General features: G+C 63.7%; 16 protein-coding genes and 1 pseudogene. 8 read left to right on the top strand and 9 right to left on the bottom strand.

From position 1 onward, the window contains the following. Positions 1-135: 135 nt before the first annotated feature. Together paaZ and AB0O52_RS22300 are read right to left on the bottom strand one after the other, a co-directional pair. Positions 136-2238, bottom strand: a complete 2103-nt coding sequence (gene paaZ / locus AB0O52_RS22295; RefSeq protein WP_364542534.1) for a phenylacetic acid degradation bifunctional protein PaaZ — start codon at positions 2236-2238, stop codon at positions 136-138. Positions 2239-2501: 263 nt separating this feature from the next. Further along, positions 2502-3227, bottom strand: coding sequence for a tyrosine-protein phosphatase (locus tag AB0O52_RS22300; protein WP_364542537.1), 726 nt, complete (start codon positions 3225-3227; stop codon positions 2502-2504). Between the two features lie 249 nt (positions 3228-3476). Between AB0O52_RS22300 and AB0O52_RS22305 the strand changes: the two genes are divergently transcribed. The 6 genes from AB0O52_RS22305 to AB0O52_RS22330 all read left to right on the top strand — a co-directional run bounded on the left by AB0O52_RS22305 (position 3477) and on the right by AB0O52_RS22330 (position 9867). Then, positions 3477-4490, top strand: a complete 1014-nt coding sequence (locus AB0O52_RS22305; protein WP_364542539.1) for a LacI family DNA-binding transcriptional regulator — start codon at positions 3477-3479, stop codon at positions 4488-4490. 165 nt (positions 4491-4655) lie between these two features. Beyond that, entirely contained in the window at positions 4656-5891 is a 1236-nt protein-coding gene (locus tag AB0O52_RS22310) for an ABC transporter substrate-binding protein (RefSeq protein WP_364542542.1), read from the top strand. 10 nt (positions 5892-5901) lie between these two features. After that, the gene (locus AB0O52_RS22315) at positions 5902-6924 is read left to right on the top strand and encodes a sugar ABC transporter permease (protein ID WP_364542544.1); all 1023 of its coding nucleotides are present in this window, start codon (positions 5902-5904) and stop codon (positions 6922-6924) included. A gap of 175 nt (positions 6925-7099) precedes the next feature. Then, positions 7100-7852: a carbohydrate ABC transporter permease gene (locus AB0O52_RS22320; RefSeq protein ID WP_284983430.1), complete on the top strand. Its 753-nt coding sequence runs from the start codon at positions 7100-7102 to the stop codon at positions 7850-7852. Between the two features lie 126 nt (positions 7853-7978). Beyond that, positions 7979-8746 carry a ThuA domain-containing protein gene (locus tag AB0O52_RS22325; RefSeq protein ID WP_364542547.1) on the top strand — a complete coding sequence of 256 codons (768 nt, stop codon included), beginning with the start codon at positions 7979-7981 and terminating at the stop codon, positions 8744-8746. Further along, a complete protein-coding gene (locus tag AB0O52_RS22330) occupies positions 8743-9867 on the top strand; it encodes a Gfo/Idh/MocA family oxidoreductase (protein WP_364542550.1) in 1125 nt (374 codons plus the stop codon). Before AB0O52_RS22325 ends, AB0O52_RS22330 begins: the two co-directional genes overlap by 4 nt. Before the next feature lie 57 nt (positions 9868-9924). Here the strand turns inward: AB0O52_RS22330 and AB0O52_RS22335 are convergent, their stop codons facing one another. After that, the gene (locus AB0O52_RS22335) at positions 9925-10524 is read right to left on the bottom strand and encodes a GNAT family protein (protein WP_364542553.1); all 600 of its coding nucleotides are present in this window, start codon (positions 10522-10524) and stop codon (positions 9925-9927) included. 140 nt (positions 10525-10664) lie between these two features. Between AB0O52_RS22335 and AB0O52_RS22340 the strand changes: the two genes are divergently transcribed. Further along, positions 10665-11066: a hypothetical protein gene (locus tag AB0O52_RS22340; protein WP_364542555.1), complete on the top strand. Its 402-nt coding sequence runs from the start codon at positions 10665-10667 to the stop codon at positions 11064-11066. After that, complete coding sequence (locus tag AB0O52_RS22345) at positions 11063-11257, top strand: helix-turn-helix transcriptional regulator (protein WP_234758296.1); 195 nt, start codon at positions 11063-11065, stop codon at positions 11255-11257. Before AB0O52_RS22340 ends, AB0O52_RS22345 begins: the two co-directional genes overlap by 4 nt. Here AB0O52_RS22345 and AB0O52_RS22350 read toward each other — a convergent pair. The 6 genes and pseudogenes from AB0O52_RS22350 to AB0O52_RS22375 form a co-directional block, all read right to left on the bottom strand. Further along, on the bottom strand, positions 11254-11763 hold the full coding sequence (locus tag AB0O52_RS22350; RefSeq protein WP_364542558.1) for a hypothetical protein: 510 nt from the start codon (positions 11761-11763) through the stop codon (positions 11254-11256). The genes AB0O52_RS22345 and AB0O52_RS22350 overlap by 4 nt on opposite strands. Positions 11764-12203: 440 nt before the next feature. Beyond that, positions 12204-13067, bottom strand: a complete 864-nt coding sequence (locus tag AB0O52_RS22355) for a 3-hydroxyacyl-CoA dehydrogenase family protein (RefSeq protein ID WP_364542561.1) — start codon at positions 13065-13067, stop codon at positions 12204-12206. Further along, a complete protein-coding gene (locus tag AB0O52_RS22360) occupies positions 13064-13864 on the bottom strand; it encodes an enoyl-CoA hydratase/isomerase family protein (protein ID WP_364542564.1) in 801 nt (266 codons plus the stop codon). Before AB0O52_RS22360 ends, AB0O52_RS22355 begins: the two co-directional genes overlap by 4 nt. After that, entirely contained in the window at positions 13864-15087 is a 1224-nt protein-coding gene (locus AB0O52_RS22365) for an acetyl-CoA C-acyltransferase (RefSeq protein WP_364542566.1), read from the bottom strand. The genes AB0O52_RS22360 and AB0O52_RS22365 overlap by 1 nt, the downstream gene beginning before the upstream one ends. Positions 15088-15233: 146 nt before the next feature. After that, complete coding sequence (locus AB0O52_RS22370) at positions 15234-15893, bottom strand: pentapeptide repeat-containing protein (RefSeq protein WP_364542569.1); 660 nt, start codon at positions 15891-15893, stop codon at positions 15234-15236. Then, positions 15893-16350: pseudogene (locus tag AB0O52_RS22375) on the bottom strand (SRPBCC family protein). Before AB0O52_RS22375 ends, AB0O52_RS22370 begins: the two are co-directional and overlap by 1 nt. Between the last annotated feature and the right edge of the window lie 15 nt (positions 16351-16365).

Here is a 16365-nt window from a genome sequence, read left to right on the forward strand (position 1 = left end):
GATCTCTTCCCGCGTAAAACCCTTGGTATCAACGGCCATCGCCGGCTCCTTCTCAACAGGTAATGAATGACTCACAACCAGCTTGACGAAGAGGGAGCGTCCGCCGGAAACCCCACATAAGTGAGCGAGCGTCGGTTACTTCTCCACGAGGGTCAGGACGTCGTAGGTGGCTACGATTTCGTCGTTCTGGTTGGTCAGCACGGCGTCCCAGGCTACTTCGCCGTATTCGTCGGTCTCGCGCGGCGTGATCTTCTTGGCCGTGAGCGTGACGCGGATCGAATCTCCTGCGGCCACGGGAGTAATGAAGCGCAGGTTCTCCAGGCCATAGTTGGCCAGGACGGGGCCCGGGGCAGGTTCCACGAACAGGCCCGCGGCCCAGCTGAGTAGCAGATACCCGTGCGCCACAATTCCCGGGAAGAACGGGTTGGCTTGGGCCGCTTCCTGGTTGGTGTGTGCGTAGAAGGTGTCGCCTGTGGAGTTGGCGAAGGCCGTGATGTCTTCCAGGGTGACCTGCCGCAGTTCTGACCGCACGGCGTCGCCGATCCGCAGAGTCGCAAGCGACTTCCGGAACGGGTGCGTTCCTTCCGTCTCCACGGTGAAGTTGCGGTCCGAGCCAGTGTGCCAGACGCCCGTCACAGCGGTGAGCATGTTCGGCGAGCCTTGGATGGCCGTGCGCTGCATGTGGTGCATGACGGAGCGGATGCCGCCGAGCTCCTCGCCGCCGCCGGCGCGGCCCGGCCCGCCGTGGACAAGGTGCGGCACGGGCGAACCATGCCCGGTTGACGACCGGGCGTCCTCTCGGTTGAGCATCAGGACACGGCCGTGGTGCGCCGCGATTCCGGTCACCAGTTCCCGGGCGACTGCAGGATCGTTGGTGCATACGGAGGCCACGAGGGAGCCGCCGCCACGGGCGGCGAGGCGGACGGCGTCGTCGAGGTCCGCATACCCGATCACGGACGATACCGGACCGAAGGCCTCGAGCGAGTGGACAGCTTCCGAATCCACGTCAGCCCAGCTCAGGACGACGGGCGACATGAACGCGCCGCCCTCCACGACGCCCACAGTTCCGTCGAGCGAGGTGACCGACGGCGAATCGAGCGTTCCGTACGCAAGCTCGCCACCGGCGTCGAGCATTGCCTGCACTGCGGCGCGAACGTCGGCAAGCTGCTCGAGCGACGCGAGGGCGCCCATCGTGACGCCCTCTGCACGGGGGTCGCCGACCACAACGCGCTCGTCGACGCGCGCGCCGATGGCGGAGACGACGTCGGACACCAGGTCCTGGGGCACGATGGTGCGGCGGATTGAGGTGCACTTCTGGCCGGCTTTGACCGTCATTTCGGTGACGACCGACTTGATGAAAGCGTCGAACTCGGGGGTGCCGGGCACGGCGTCGGGTCCGAGGATGGCGGCGTTGAGTGAGTCCGTCTCGGAGGTGAACCGGACGCCGCCCTGGACCACGTTGACGTGGGACTTCAGCGAGTTGGCGGTGGAGGCAGAGCCGGTGAACGCGAGAAGGTCGCGGTAGTCGAGGTGGTCCAGCAGGGTGCGGGCGGATCCCGAGATGAGCTGCAGCGAGCCTTCCGGAAGGATGCCCGACTCGACGATGGCCTTGACCACGACGGCGGCAACGTAACCGGTGGGGGTGGCTGGCTTGACGATGGTGGGGACGCCGGCGATGAATGCAGGCGCGAACTTCTCGAGCATGCCCCACACGGGGAAGTTGAAGGCGTTGATCTGCGCCGCGACGCCCGGGATGCGGGTGTAGATGTGCTCGCCGGCGAACGAACCGTCCTTGGACAGGACTTCCATGGGACCGTCCACCACAACCTGCGAGTTCGGCAGTTCCCGGCGGCCCTTGGAACCGAAGGTGAAGAGCACGCCGATGCCGCCGTCGATGTCAACCATCGAGTCGATTTTGGTGGCTCCGGTCTTGAACGACGAAGTGTAGAACTCCTCGCGGCGGCCATTCAGGTACTGGGCCAGTTCCTTGAGCTTGAGGGCGCGCTGGTGGAAGGTGAGCTTGCCGAGCTCGCGCTGGCCCACTGTCCGGCCGTAGTTCACGACGCCGGCAAGGTCCAGTCCGTCGGTGTTGACCGTTGCGAGGATCTCGCCTGTGCTGGCGTCGCGGACGGGCACGCCCGCGGAGGCATCGGCGGGGGGCGTCCACCATTCGCCTTGGACGAAACTGGGCACGGTTTCAACGGTTGTGGCTTCCGGAGCGACTGCGGTACTGGTCATCGTCGACGGGTCCTTCCAAGGCACGGGCACGAAATGGACTGAACGGCCGCAATTTACTGACCGGCCGTTCGGTAATATCCCCAGAATACATGAGAGCCCCGATCTGCACACTAGATGCTTCTTGGGACCGCGCCCTTCCTGACCTTCTTTGACGCGTTTTGACGCCGGGGAGTTGCGACTCGCCGCGTCGCAAGCGCTTTCCGAAATCAAAGAAGGTCACGACGGCGCGTGGCCGGCTCCCGCTTCTACCGCTTCTACCGCGCCTACCGCACTGGAGTGTTGAGCTTGGCACGAATGTCGGCGATTTCCGCTTTGGAGACCCCGTTCGCTCTCAGGAACGCAGCCGTATCCAAGGAACGCGCGAATTCCAACAGGCTCACACTGCGTGTTGCCAGCATGGCTTCAAGTGCGTCGTCCTCGAGAAAGGCATCATGGGCGTGCGGGGCGCGATGGTGGCGGTGGCGCTCGTTGATTCCCCGCATACCCTGCTGGTAACCCCGTACGATTTCCTCGTCGCCGGCTCCGGCCAGCTTCTGCAGCATCACGGCGATGATCCCAGCGCGGTCGCGCCCGGCCGCGCAGTGCACCACCACCCCGCCACGCGCTGCGGCTATGGCCTTGAAGACCGCGGTGAGCTTGTCCGGGAAGAGCCGCAGGTAGTCGGCATAGTGCGCGGGATCTTTCAGGTACGGGCCGAAGAGCTCGGTGAACTCTTTATTCTCCGGGTCCTCGGTGGGGCAATGGAGGATGTCGAAGCGCGCAGTCGCGTCCGCTGAAACCTCGGGATCGACCTCCCTGGGCTGCTGCTCACGCGGAGTCCGCAAATCGATCACGGTGCGGATGCCGGCGTCGTACATTTGCTGCCAACCAGCCTCGGTGAGCCATTCCCGCCGACCCATCCGATACACGCCTCCGGCGATATGCCAGGCGTTCACCGCCCCGTCCCAATGGACGCCCCGCTGCGTGGCGGCGGTTGAGATCCCATCCATACCGGACAGCTAACCACACGCGGACATAGGTGAGCGAGCGTCGGGCGAAAAGGGGACATAGGTGAGCGAGGGTCGGGCGAAAAGGGGACATAGGTGAGCGAGGGTCGGGGGGAGCGGCGGGGCACGGGGTCTTGCGTGCTTTACGTGACTTATGTCATACTTTTTCTCGATACGCATCGACGATGCGTATCGACGACACAGGATCACGCACCACACCAAGAGCACCGGACCCGGCAAGGAGGCCTGGAAGTGCCCACCAGCAAGGATGTCGCCCAGGTGGCCGGCGTAGCCCAAAGCACGGTTTCATATGTGCTCAGCGGCAAGCGGCCCATTTCCGAGAAGACCCGGAAAAAGGTCGAGGCCGCCATTGACCAGCTGACGTACCAGCCCAATGCCGGCGCCAGAGCCTTGGCAAGCCGAAAAACCCGGGTCATCGGCCTGGTCATTCCGTTCATCCCGGAGCTGGAAATGGGATCGATCATGGAATTCGTTTCGGTCATCGCCAGCACGGCCCGGCAATTCGACCACGACATCCTCCTGGTCACCGACGACGAAGGCGCCGCCGGACTGCGCCGCGTGGTCGGGCAGCAGATCTGCGATGGCCTGATCCTCATGCAGGTTGAGGACGAGGACGAGCGCCTTCCCGTGGCCCGCAGCCTGAACGTCCCGGTGGTGCTGATCGGCATCCCCCGCGATCCGTCCGGGCTGGTCTGCATCGACGCCGACTTTGAAATGGCCGGTGAGCAATGCGTCCGGGATCTTGCCGCCGCCGGCCACTCCGTGATTTCCGTCATTGATTGGCAGCCCGCAGTGATGGACCGGCATGTGAACTACATCGACCGGTTCTTGCACGGCACGGATGTCGCGGCCAAAGCCCTCGGCGTGACCGTGCTCCATCTTCCCGGCGGGGCCGACAGCGCCACTATCTCCGAATCGGTCGACAAAGCCCTCGCCAGCACCACCGGCAAGCCAGCCTTCATCGCCCCCGACCGCACCATCCAGGACATTCTGCGCCGCATCTTGGGCAGCCGTGGCCTGACCCTGGGGCTGGACGTTTCCGTTATCGGAAGCGCCTCCCCCACCCTCGCCGAGCTCCAACCCATACCGCTTTCCACCATCGATCTGCAGCCGGCAGAAGTATCCCGGCGCGCGGTCAAAATCATGTGCCAACTCCTCGAAGCCGACTCCCACGGACCACACGAATCCCTGGAGTTGGTGCCCACGGTCATTACACACCGTTCCAGCACCCTCCGTCCGCAATGAATCGCCACCCCTGATTCGCCGGGCGAACCCTTTCGTTTCAGCTACAGATTCTCTCGCTTCAGCTACAAATCCTTTCGTTTCAGCACCGTCGATACGCATCGATACATTCGCTTTCCCCATCAACAAACGCACCACTCCCTTCCTCCACCAACAAAGGAACAGACAATGAAGTCAGCTATCAGGACACGCCGCCCGCTCGCCTTGGCCGTGGCAGCTCTCGTCGGCCTCCCGCTCGCCATCTCCGGCTGCGGCACCACTGCGTCCGCCTCCTCTGCGGATGCCGTTAAGGAAATCTCCGTGATGGACTACTACAACAATGAGCCGGACAAGTCCTTCATCGGCGACGCCCTGACCGCCTGCGGCACCAAGGCCGGCGTGACGATCAAACGAGAGACGGTGCCGGGCAAGTCGTTGATCTCCAAGGTGCTCCAGCAGTCCTCCTCCAAGACGCTGCCGGATGTCCTCATGCTCGACAATCCGGACCTGCAACAGATTGCCGCCACAGGAGCACTGGCTCCGTTGTCCGACTTCAACATCAGCACGGCCGATTTCGCGGCTGGCGTCCTGAGCGCCGGCACCTACAAAGACAAGGTGTACGGGCTCGCCCCCACGGTGAACACAATCGCGCTCTTCTACAACAAAGACGTTCTGGCCAAGGCCGGAGTCACCCCTCCCACCACCTGGGACGAGCTGAAGGCGGCGGCCACCAAGCTCACCTCGGGCGAGCAGTACGGCCTGGCTTTCAACGCCAACCCCACCTACGAGGGCACGTGGCAGTTCCTTCCCGTCATGTGGTCAAACGGCGGCGACGAGAAGAACATCGACACCCCCGAGACCGCCCAGGCCCTCCAGCTCTGGACCGACCTCGTCAAGGACGGATCCGTGTCTTCGTCAGCGCTGAACTGGACGCAAGCAGACGTCAAGGACCAGTTCATGGCAGGCAAGGCAGCCATGATGGTCAACGGCCCCTGGCAGATCCCGGCGCTCGACAAGAAGACCACGCTGCAGTACGGCGTCGTGAAGATCCCGGTCCGTGACGCCAGCCAGACAGCCGTTGCCCCGCTCGGCGGCGAAGTGTGGACCGTTCCACAGACAGGCAACAAAGCCCACCAGGCCAAGGCCGCAGAAGTGGTGGCCTGCATGAACAGCGACGAAAACCAGCTGGCCCTGGCCAAGGTCCGCAACACCATCCCGTCCAAGACCTCGCTGGCCACGAAGTTCGCCGCCGACAACCCCAAGCTCGCCACTTTCACCGATCTCATCAAGACCGCCCGGGCCCGGACCGGCGAACTCGGAGAAGGATGGCCGGCACAAGCGACCAAGATCTACACCGCCATCCAGACCGCACTGACGGGCAAGGCCTCCCCGGCCGACGCCCTCAAGCAAGCCCAAGGCCAGTAAGCAGCTGGACATGTCCCTTACAACTGATTTGTCGCAGGGCAGCTCGCGCGCCAACCAGCGCGCCAACCAACGCGCCAAAGCGCGCACAAAGTCCGGGCCGGACAACGACCGGGCCGGCGCAACGAGCCCGTCACCGCGCAGGCGCAGCCGCAAACGCCGCGAGCGCCTCTTCCAGTGGCTGTTCCTAGTTCCTGCCGTGATCTATATGGCGCTGTTCTTCGGCTACCCCGTGGTCAAGAACATCGTGATGAGCTTCCAGGACTACACCACAGCGACCTTCTTCACGGGCGAGGCCCCATGGGTGGGGTTGGCGAACTACGCGAAGGTGATGTCGTCGTCGTTGTTTTCAACGTCTTTGGTGAACACCGCCCTGTTTACCCTGGGATCCATTGTGGGCCAGTTCGTGATCGGCCTTGCGCTGGCGATCTTCTTCCAGCGCAAGTTCCCGCTCAACGGAATACTGCGTTCGCTGCTCCTGCTCCCCTGGCTGCTGCCGCTCATCGTATCCAGCGCCGTGTGGAGATGGATCCTGGACAAGGACAGCGGAGCCTTGAACCGCTTCCTCGGCGAATTGCATATCGTGAACACGGGCGTTCCGTGGCTCACCAGCACCTCGCTCGCGCTGATCGCCGTGGTGGGAGTGAACATCTGGATCGGCATCCCGTTCAATCTGACCATTCTCTACGGCGGCCTCCAGGAAATTCCGGATGAGCTCTATGAGGCCGGTTCCCTCGACGGCGCCACCGGTTGGAAGGCGTTCCGGCACATCACCTGGCCGATGCTGCGTCCGGTGGTGAGCGTGGTCCTGGTGCTCGGCGTCGTCTACACCAGGAAGGTTCTGGACATCATCCTGGGACTGACCAACGGCGGCCCCGCGAATTCGACCCAGACCATCGCCACCCAGTCCTACGATCTGTCCTTCCACGAGTTCAAATTCGGCGAGGGTGCCGCGCTGGGCAACGTCCTGGTAGTCATTTCCCTGGTCTTCGCGGTCCTGTACTTGCGTGCCAGCCGGCGGTCCGTCGATGAGTGAGGAAACCATGACGACGACGAAAATCACCGTCCGCAGTTCGGCGCCGGCTCGCAGCGGAACCGGACGTGCCCGCAAAGGCTCCGGGCTCCAAGGCGCCGGACCCGAGCGCGCCGCGAACGGGCCCGGGCGCAAACAGTGGGGCTACACCGCCCTGGCCATCTTCTTCCTGGCCATCATGCTGTTCCCCGTCTACTGGATGATCAACGCTTCTCTGCAGCCCAACGGCACCACGTTGGAAACCTCGTGGCTGCCGCTCAAGCCGGACTTCTCGGGCTACGCCACGGCCATCAGCGAGCAGGGCGGGAACTTGGTCACCAGCCTGGTGATCTCGCTGGGCAGCGTGGTGCTCAGCCTGGCCATCGCGGCACCGGCGGCCTACGCCTTGGCCTATTTCAAGGTCAAGGGCGCTGGCGTGGTCCTCTTCGCGATCCTGATCAGCCAGATGATCCCCGGGATCGTGGTGGCCAACGCGCTGTACACGGCCTACAACGATCTTGGCCTGCTCAACTCCATCCCGGGCCTGATCCTGGCAGATTCCGCGCATGGCATCCCGTTCGCGATCCTCATCATCAGGGCCTTCATGAACGGCATGCCGGCGTCCGTCATCGAGGCGGCGCGGGTGGACGGTGCCGGGCATTTGAGGGCGTTTTGGTCCATCGTGGTGCCGCTGAGCAGGAACTCGCTTATCACCGCGGGGCTCTTCACTTTCCTGTTCACCTGGAGCGACTTCCTGTTCGCCCTGACCCTGACCACCACAGAAGCGGTCCGGCCGGTGACCCTGGGAATTTTCCAGTACATCGGCGCCTACGTGAACGACTGGAGCTCCGTCATGGCGACGGCGGTCCTCGCCTCGATACCGGCCATCATCCTGCTGGTCGCGGCGCAGAAGTACATCGCTGCGGGCACGGCCAGTGGAGCCGTCAAATAGCGGCCGTCAAATAGCGGCGGTCAAGTAGCACCGCACGCCGGTGCCCAGCGCGCCGCCTACGGCACCGCACCGCCGTCGGGCACTAACCGTAAACCAAACTCATCAACAAGCTTCAAGGAGAGACCCATGTCTGAACCAATCCGAGTCACCGTGTGGAGCGAAAACCGGCACGAAAAGCGCGACGAACTGGTGGCCCGCCTCTACCCCGAGGGCATGCACGGGGCCGTGAAGGCGGGCATCGAGGAGAACCTCGGCGCCAAGGCCCGCGTCCGCACCGCCACCCTGGACGAGCCCGAGCACGGCCTCACCGAGGAAGTCCTCGCCAACACGGACGTCCTCACGTGGTGGGGGCACATGTCCCACGGTGATGTCGACGACGAGATCGTCGAGCGAGTGCACCGCCATGTCCTGTCCGGCATGGGCCTGGTCGTGCTGCACTCCGGGCACTGGTCGAAGATCTTCACCAAGCTCATGGGCACTTCGTGCACATTGCGCTGGCGCAGCGAGCAGGACCGCGAACTGGTCTGGACCGTGGACCCCACCCACCCCATCGCGAAGGGCGTGCCGCACCCCATAGTGATCGATCAGCAGGAAATGTACGGCGAGTTCTTCGACATCCCCACGCCCGAGGAGCTCGTGTTCATCAGTTCCTTCAGCGGCGGGGAAGTCTTCCGCTCGGGATGCACCTTCCGCCGCGGCCACGGCAAGATCTTCTTCTTCAGCCCCGGCGACCAGGACTACCCGGTCTACCACCACAAGGATGTCCGCCGGGTCATCTCGAACGCCGTCGAATGGGCAGTCACGGATCGTCCGGAGCGCGCCTACCCCGAACTGCTTCGCTATGAGACCAACGATTTCTTCAACGGCAAGAGCTACCAGGGAGCCAACGCATGAGCACCCCTTTCGCCACCGTTCCCGACGACGGCACTCCCCTTCGCGTCGTCGTCGTCGGCGCCGGGGGGATGGGCCGCGCGTGGCTTCGGGCGGTGCAGGAGTCTCCGCTCGTGGAACTCGCGGGCATCGTTGACCTGGACCTGGAGGCCGCCCGCGCCGGCGCGGCGGCCATCGGTCGCCCGGATTTGCCGGTGGGTCCCGGGACCGCGCGGTTGGCGTCCGACGTCGGCGCCCAGGCGGTCATCAACGTCACCGTTCCGGCAGCCCACCATCCGGTGACCGCCGAGGCGCTGGCGGCAGGGTTCCCAGTGCTTGGCGAAAAGCCCGTGGCCTCGACGGTGGCCCAGGGGCTGTCGCTGGCCGCGGCGTCGGAGCTTAGCGGCGAGTTGTTCATGGTCAGCCAGTCGCGCAGGTACAACCGCCACCTGTTCGAGGCGAAACGGCTCGCCTCGGCGCTCGGCATTGTGGGCATCCTGTCCGCGGAATTCTTCAAGGCCCCGCATTTCGGGGGTTTCCGGGATTCCATGGACCACCCGCTGCTGCTGGACATGGCCATCCATCAGTTCGACATGGCCCGGTTCCTGCTCGACGCGGATCCCGTCTCGGTGTTCTGCGAGGAATACAACCCGTCCTGGAGCTGGTACCGCGGCGACGCAGGGGCCACCGCCATCTTCGAAATGAGCGGCGGGGAACGCTTCGTGTTCACCGGAAGCTGGTGCAGCCCGGGCCAGGAGACCTCGTGGAACGCGGCATGGCGGATCAGCGGTGAACACGGCACGGTCCTGTGGGATGGCGACAGCGATCCTGTGTCCTCGTTGCTCGGTGATTCGGGCCCGGGCGGCGAGGATCCCGGGCAGGAGATCGCCGGCTCATTGCGTGATTTTGTGGCTGCCTTGCGCACCGGGACCACTCCCATGGGCCAGGTCCACCAGAACATCATGAGCCTTGCCATGGTGGAAGCGGCCATGCTCAGCGCTTCCACAGGCACCCGGATCTCGATGGACGCCCTCCTCGAGGAATCCTATGGACAGGCCGTCCTCACGGAAAGCGACCCGGACGTGTTGGAGGTCCTCAAGTCCTGGACCTCGGTCCGCAGCGCCCTGGCTCTCCCCTCCCCCTAACCCAACTGGCTCGCACTTAATGTGGTTATCAGGGCTCAAAACGACATCAACTGCGAGCTACTTGGGGAGGCGTGACGCGAGCCTGAACTCGAGCCCCGTGCGCACGGCGGGCCACTCGTGTTCGAGGATGGAGAACACCACGGTGTCGCGCAGCACTCCGTCCGCTGTTCGCGAGTGGTTCCGGAGCACGCCGTCCTGCTTGGCGCCCAAGCGGGCGATGGCCTCCCGGGACTGGTGGTTGAGCCAGTGCGTACGGAATTCGACGGCGGGGCAGCCAAGGGTTTCGAAAGCGTGCTGCAGGAGCAGCAGCTTTGAATCGGGATTGCTCCCGCTGCCCTGTGCCGAGGCGGCGTTCCAGGTTGAGCCGATCTCGACGCGCGGGGTGGCGGCGTCGATGTTCATGTAGGTGGTCATGCCGATGAGCTTGCCGTTCGCCTTCAATCGGGTGGCGAACGGCAACATGGATCCTTGCTCCTGCAGCCCGAGCCGGCGGTCGATCTCCGCGGCCATGCCCTCCGGCGTCGGAACCGAGGTGTACCAGAGTTTCCACAGCTCGCCGTCTTTGGCGGCATCCACCAAGCCGTCGTGGTGCTCGGGGCTGAGTGGTTCCAGGGTTACGAATCGACCCTCCAGGGTCACGGGTGCAATGAGAGTCACCCAGCCAGCCTAACCGGGGACGGTCCCGAGCAGGTTTCCAGCCACTGACTCCGGCCAGAGGCTGGGCTTAGAAGACTCGCCCCAATTCCTTGCAATCATGGTATGTAAAGTGTACTTTACATACCATGAAGAGTTCCCCCTTGGTCCTGAAATACCTGGCCGTTGTTCTCGTCGCTCTTGCACTTATCGCTGCGCTGGCCGCATGGAGCACTGCCGTGCAAGACGGACCGTGGAATGGTGTTGCCAGGGTATTGATGGTTTGTGTTGTTGTATTCGCAGGCCCTACGGTGATGGTCATCAAGAAGCAGGATGCGAGGATGGTTCGTTCGGATTCCGCAGAGGGGATCGAGAGTGAAGTGGCAGTCAAAGCCTCATCGGCCGTCTTTTATGACGCGCTCATTCTCATCACCGCCCTTGGAGCGTCCTACCTGATTTTCGGTAACTACGCGCACCCGGCTTTGATGACGTTTGTCCTTTTAGCGACGCTGATCGTGATGTATTTCATCCGGCACGCAGTCATCTTAAAGAAGCTTGCTCGATGAAGAACCGGGTAGCCGAACTGCGGTCTTCAAAGAATCTTTCGCAGGAAGAACTTGCCCAAGCCGTCGGCATCTCACGACAATCAGTGATCGCGATCGAAAAGGGCAGGTTCAATCCGAGCCTCCCCTTGGGCCTGCGCCTGGGCAAGTTCTTCGAGGTTAGCGTCGAAGACATCTTTGAGCTAGACGACTAGACGCAGGAACTGTACAGAGTGCTCACATACATCTTCAGTTGACGGTTGTTTGTGCATTTTCCTTTGTTTGCAACTGCCGTTGTCGCGGCCCCGACGATGAGCGAGACACCCAGGCAGGCGAACCAGCCGACGCCGGGAATGGCGCAGAGTGCGGCTCCAAGGAGAGCTCCAGAACCCATGTACAGCATGTCCTGTTCCCACTGATTGAACAGAACATAGACCCCACCACTGTCGGTGCCGCCGCCAATTCGGGGTTGAATTCCACCCGAGGCCTTCTTGGACTCCACAACGGTCATCGTAAAGCCCTCGGGCAAATCGAATGTCGTTCGAGTATCCACGGCCGTCGTCACGACGCTACGGCCGAGAGGCGACTCTTTCAATTCCTTAATGGCCTGGTCGAACTGAGCGGCAGTCAGACCACCTGTCGGGTCATTAGCTACCACGGCAGCCTGCGCGGGTGCTGCAATTGACGACTGAGAGGCAATTAAAGCCAATCCGATCGTCATGATCAGAGCTGACAAAATTCTTCTAAAGCATTTCATACTTCCCGTTCCGGCTCGATCAAGTCACGGCCCGCCGGGATGCGAGCCCCTCACCAAAGGGCAGGAGCGTGAAGTCGATGAACCTTGTAGATCCCCAATTTCCAAAAGATGTGGGGAACGGGCGTGTCCCCCAACACATCAACATTCCAGCATAAACGATAGACGTATCTCAATTGTAAGTAAAAGGGGTCTGCAATGCTGCGCCGGCTTGGTGGGGTGCTACATGGCGCATCATCCACAGGGTGACGGTGCCAGATGATGTTCATCGCCGCCCCCTCACCGCCACAGACTCCAGACGGTCGCGCAGCTGTCGCGGCGTAGGCCGCCCACGTCGGCCTGGTCGAAGGCGAGTTGCCAACAACATCCGCTGCACCGCAGCAGATGTTCGCAGCGCCCAGAGGCAGCTACTCAGTCCAGTCGAAGAATCCCTTGCCGGTCTTGCGTCCCAGCTCGCCGCGGGCAACCTTGTCGCGCAGGATCTGCGGCGGGGCGAAGCGCTCCCCCAGCGTCGAATGCAGGTACTCGGCGATGCCGAGGCGCACGTCCAAGCCAACAATATCCGTGGTCTTGAGCGGTCCCGTGGGGTGCTTGTAGCCGAGCACCATGGCGGCGTCGATGTCCTCCGCGGAAGCTACGCCTTCTTCCACCATGCGCATTGCCTCCAGTGCGATTGCGACGCCCAGCCGCGACGAGGCAAAGCCGGGCGCATCGTTGACGACGACGGCGGTCTTGCCGAGTGCCTCGGTCCAGCTTTTCGCCGTGGCGGCGAGCTCCGGCGAAGTCTCCTTGGCCAGGACCACCTCGATAAGCGTGGAAGCCGGGACAGGGTTGAAGAAGTGCAGGCCCACGAAATTGGCTGGCCGCCGGAGCTGCGAAGCGAGGCCGGTCACGGAGAGCGACGAGGTGTTGGAGGCGAGGAAAGCGTCAGCGGACAGGTGCTCCTCCACAGCCTTGAGGGCCGCAACCTTGAGCTCGTAGTCCTCGGGCACGGCTTCGACCACGAGCCCGCAATGGACAAAGGAGTCATAGTCGGTGGAGGTGCTGAACCGGGACAAGGCCTCTTCAGCGGTTTCCGTCAGGGTGCCTCGGGCGGCTGATTTGGCCACGGCCTCAGCAACGCGACCCTGCGCGCCGGCGGCGGATTCGTGATCGCGCTCGACGACGATCACAGTAGCGCCCTTGATCAGGAAAGCATGGGCGATGCCGGCGCCCATGCGGCCACCGCCGAGGACACCGACAACGTGCGGGATGGCGGGGGTTGCTGTCATTTTCGGGTCCTGTCTGGGTTGTCGCCGGACTGTTTGTCCTTGTCACTGCTTTTCTTGTCGAGGAATGCCTGCATGCGGTCGAACTTGGCTTGCGATTCGAAAAGCATGCCCTGGGCCAAAGTGTCGATCACGGGGTGGGCTTCGGCGGGAGCGTGGAACACGGACTTGGTGATCCGCACGGCCAAGGGATCCTGCCGGCCGATCCGGTCCGCGAGGTTGTGGGCCGCTTCCATCAGCACGGGGGCTTCGTGGATCTGGGTGATGAGGTTGATGCGGAGGGCTTCCTCGGCCCGGAGGACGGCACCCGCCAAGAGGATTTCCTTGGCGATCGGCTCCCCCACGAGTTCCTTGAGGCGCCAGGTGGCACCGGCCGCCGCCATGATCCCCAGTCCGGTTTCCGGGTTGCCGATGCGCAGGCCGGGCGTGCCGATGCGGAAGTCGGCGGCGTAGGCGAGTTCGGCCCCGCCGCCCAGGCAATAGCCGTCCAGGGCCGCGATGACGGGCATGGGCAGCTTCGCGATCCGCACGAAGATGGTGGAGTTGATGCCGCGCAAGGCGTCGTCGCGGCGTCGTTCCCTCAGCTGGCCGATGTCTGCGCCCGACGCAAAGACGCCATCGACGCCGGCAATGATCAGGATTTTGGGCTCGCGCTCAAGGTAATCGCACACTTGATGGAGTTCGTCCACCATCTGCTGGTCGATCGCGTTGCGGACCTCGGGCCGGTTCAGGAGGACAATGACGCGGTCCTCGCGTTCCTCGACGAGCAACGTTGCGAATTCCTCGGGGTTCACCGCCATTACATCCCTTCCAGGAGAAGGGCGGCGCCCTGCCCGACGCCGATGCACATCGTCGCGAGGCCGATCTTCCGGTCGGCGGTGCCCAGCTCGCGTTCCATGCGGCCCAGCAAGGTGATCGCGATACGTGAGCCGCTGGAACCGAGCGGATGCCCCAGGGAGATCGCACCGCCGTCGAGGTTCACGATGTCCGGATCCAGGCCCAGACGCCGCATGCTCGCGAGCGATTGTGTCGCGAAGGCTTCATTGAGTTCGACGGCGCCAAGGTCGCCGACCGTGAGTCCGGAACGGCCCAGGATCTTCTGGGTGGCCGGAACAGGCCCGATGCCCATGATTTCCGGTTCACAGCCCGCCGAGCCGCCGTCGATGATACGGGCCCGCGGGGTGAGGCCGAACTTTTCGATGGCGGCCTCGGACGCGACGATGATGGCGGACGCGCCGTCGTTGAGCGAGGAGGAGTTGCCCGCCGTGACAACAGAGCCGCCGGCGACCACCGGGCGGAGTCCGGCGAGGACCTCCATGGTGGTTCCTTCGCGTGGTCCTTCATCGGTGTCCACCACGGTCTCGCCCTTGCGGGTCTTCACCGTGACCGGCACGATCTCTTCCTTGAAGCGACCGCCGGCGATGGCAGCAAGCGCGCGTTCGTGGGAGCGGACGGCGAAGGCATCGGCGTCTTCGCGGGAGATGCCGTCCACGCGGGCAACTTCCTCCGCGGTTTCGGGCATGGAATACGTCATCTTCCCGCCGCGGGACAGCTCGCCCTTGCTGAAAAGGGGGTTGGCGAAGCGCCAGCCGATGGACGTGTCGAAGATCTGGCCTGGCTTGGCGAAGGCTGTGGTGGGCTTCTCCTGCACCCAGGGGGCCCGGCTCATCGATTCGACGCCGCCAGCCACCACGATGTCCGCCGCGCCGGCCTTGATCATATGGCTGGCCATGATGATGGCGCTCATGCCGGAGGCACACAGGCGGTTGACCGTGATGCCGGGGATGTGAAGCGGAAGTCCCGCCAAGAGCGTAGCCATGCGGGCAACATTGCGGTTTTCCTCGCCGGCGCCGTTGGCGTTGCCCAGGATGACTTCATCGATAGCGTCGGGGTCGACGCCTGCACGGGCCACGGCTTCGCGCACCACGAGGGCTGCCAGGTCATCGGGCCGGACCGCGGAAAGTGCGCCGCCATACCGGCCTACAGGGGTGCGGGCACCGCCAACAAGAAAAGCCTCGACCATGGGAACATCCTTCGCGAAGGGAGCGGGGTCGGCGAATAATTTACCGACCGTTCGTTCTATAAAGATTACACGGCGCCGCCCCGCGGTCAACCGTCACCCGGTCAACCGTCACGCGGTCAACCGCCCCGCGACCGGCGTTGCCCCACTCAGATCACCCGGATACCCAGGTGTCCGGCCAAAAGGGGTGCCACGAGGCCGAGCTGGTAATCGTCAATGACCACGCCGGACAAGCCGCCAAGTCCATTGATCATCCGGAAGTCCGAGCCGCGCAGGTCCACATCCTTGAGCTTGGCCCCTGTGACATCCAGCGTCCCGATGGTGCACTCCTTGAGCACTACCCGGGTCGCGGTACAAGCCCCGAGGTCGAGCTCGTTGATGATGCAGCCCGTGATCACCACATCCGTGAGCTTGGATCCACGCAGGTTCAGGAAGTCCAGCTTGCCGCCGTCGACCTTTACCGAGTGCCAGGCGCCCTCGTACATTTCCGCGGAACCCCAGCGCGGGTTGCTGATCTCCACTTCACGCCATGAGGTACGTGCAGCAGTAAACACCGGCGCGTAGGGCTCATTCAGGATGCAGTCCCGGAAGGTCGCGCCGCGCAATTGTGCTTCGTTGAAGGAGACGCCATTGAATTCACACTCGATGAAGTCCGCTCCACTGAGCTCCGCTCCGTCGGCCACGGCACGGGTGAGGCGGACGCCGTCGTACCGTTCCCCGCGCTGGAAGTCCGGCGCGGGATCGTCGCGGAGTTCGTCAAGCCTGATCGGGGAAATCCGGGGTGCCGTCACCTTGGCCACCGGCGCCATCAGAGCACCTCCGCTTTCGCCGCGATCTCGGCGAGATCCTTCGCGAGCGCCCTGCGGGTGACAATCATCCCGAGCTTTCCGAACGCAGCCATCATGACCTTGCTGAAGAAAGTCGGCTCGAGGACCTCGGCGCCGAAGAACAGCGCAAGTTCGGTCCCGCCGTCGCGATCTTCCAGGGTGAATCGGGTGGTGTAGTCCGCACCGCCCTGCCGGGCCTTGACGTGGTGCCGCGCGGAGGATCGCACTGGGAAACGTGCATTTCCACGGTTTCTTCCCTGCCCATCATGGCGCGGGTTTCCTTCCAGCGCGTGCCCTCACCATAAGGTCCCTCGCTGAGCATCTGAATGGCTTTGACGCCGGACAGGGTCTTGGCCGAGCCTGGGATGTCGGTGATGACGGCCCAGACTTTCTCCCGGGAGGCGTTGACGTGCTGGCTGAGCGTGGTGCTGTGGTCCATGCATCGAGCCTAACT

This window comes from Arthrobacter sp. NPDC080073, from assembly GCF_040686575.1.
Taxonomy (GTDB): domain Bacteria; phylum Actinomycetota; class Actinomycetes; order Actinomycetales; family Micrococcaceae; genus Arthrobacter.

Bases quoted from the DNA above. Each gene is read 5' to 3' on its own strand.
- AB0O52_RS22330 (WP_364542550.1), top strand. From the start codon at position 8,743: ATGAGCACCCCTTTCGCCACCGTTCCCGACGACGGCACTCCCCTTCGC.
- paaZ (WP_364542534.1), bottom strand. From the start codon at position 2,238: ATGACCAGTACCGCAGTCGCTCCGGAAGCCACAACCGTTGAAACCGTG.
- AB0O52_RS22310 (WP_364542542.1), top strand. From the start codon at position 4,656: ATGAAGTCAGCTATCAGGACACGCCGCCCGCTCGCCTTGGCCGTGGCA.
- AB0O52_RS22325 (WP_364542547.1), top strand. From the start codon at position 7,979: ATGTCTGAACCAATCCGAGTCACCGTGTGGAGCGAAAACCGGCACGAA.
- AB0O52_RS22320 (WP_284983430.1), top strand. From the start codon at position 7,100: ATGCTGTTCCCCGTCTACTGGATGATCAACGCTTCTCTGCAGCCCAAC.
- AB0O52_RS22350 (WP_364542558.1), bottom strand. From the start codon at position 11,763: ATGACGATCGGATTGGCTTTAATTGCCTCTCAGTCGTCAATTGCAGCA.
- AB0O52_RS22355 (WP_364542561.1), bottom strand. From the start codon at position 13,067: ATGACAGCAACCCCCGCCATCCCGCACGTTGTCGGTGTCCTCGGCGGT.
- AB0O52_RS22365 (WP_364542566.1), bottom strand. From the start codon at position 15,087: ATGGTCGAGGCTTTTCTTGTTGGCGGTGCCCGCACCCCTGTAGGCCGG.
- AB0O52_RS22360 (WP_364542564.1), bottom strand. From the start codon at position 13,864: ATGGCGGTGAACCCCGAGGAATTCGCAACGTTGCTCGTCGAGGAACGC.
- AB0O52_RS22345 (WP_234758296.1), top strand. From the start codon at position 11,063: ATGAAGAACCGGGTAGCCGAACTGCGGTCTTCAAAGAATCTTTCGCAG.
- AB0O52_RS22370 (WP_364542569.1), bottom strand. From the start codon at position 15,893: ATGGCGCCGGTGGCCAAGGTGACGGCACCCCGGATTTCCCCGATCAGG.
- AB0O52_RS22315 (WP_364542544.1), top strand. From the start codon at position 5,902: ATGTCCCTTACAACTGATTTGTCGCAGGGCAGCTCGCGCGCCAACCAG.
- AB0O52_RS22300 (WP_364542537.1), bottom strand. From the start codon at position 3,227: ATGGATGGGATCTCAACCGCCGCCACGCAGCGGGGCGTCCATTGGGAC.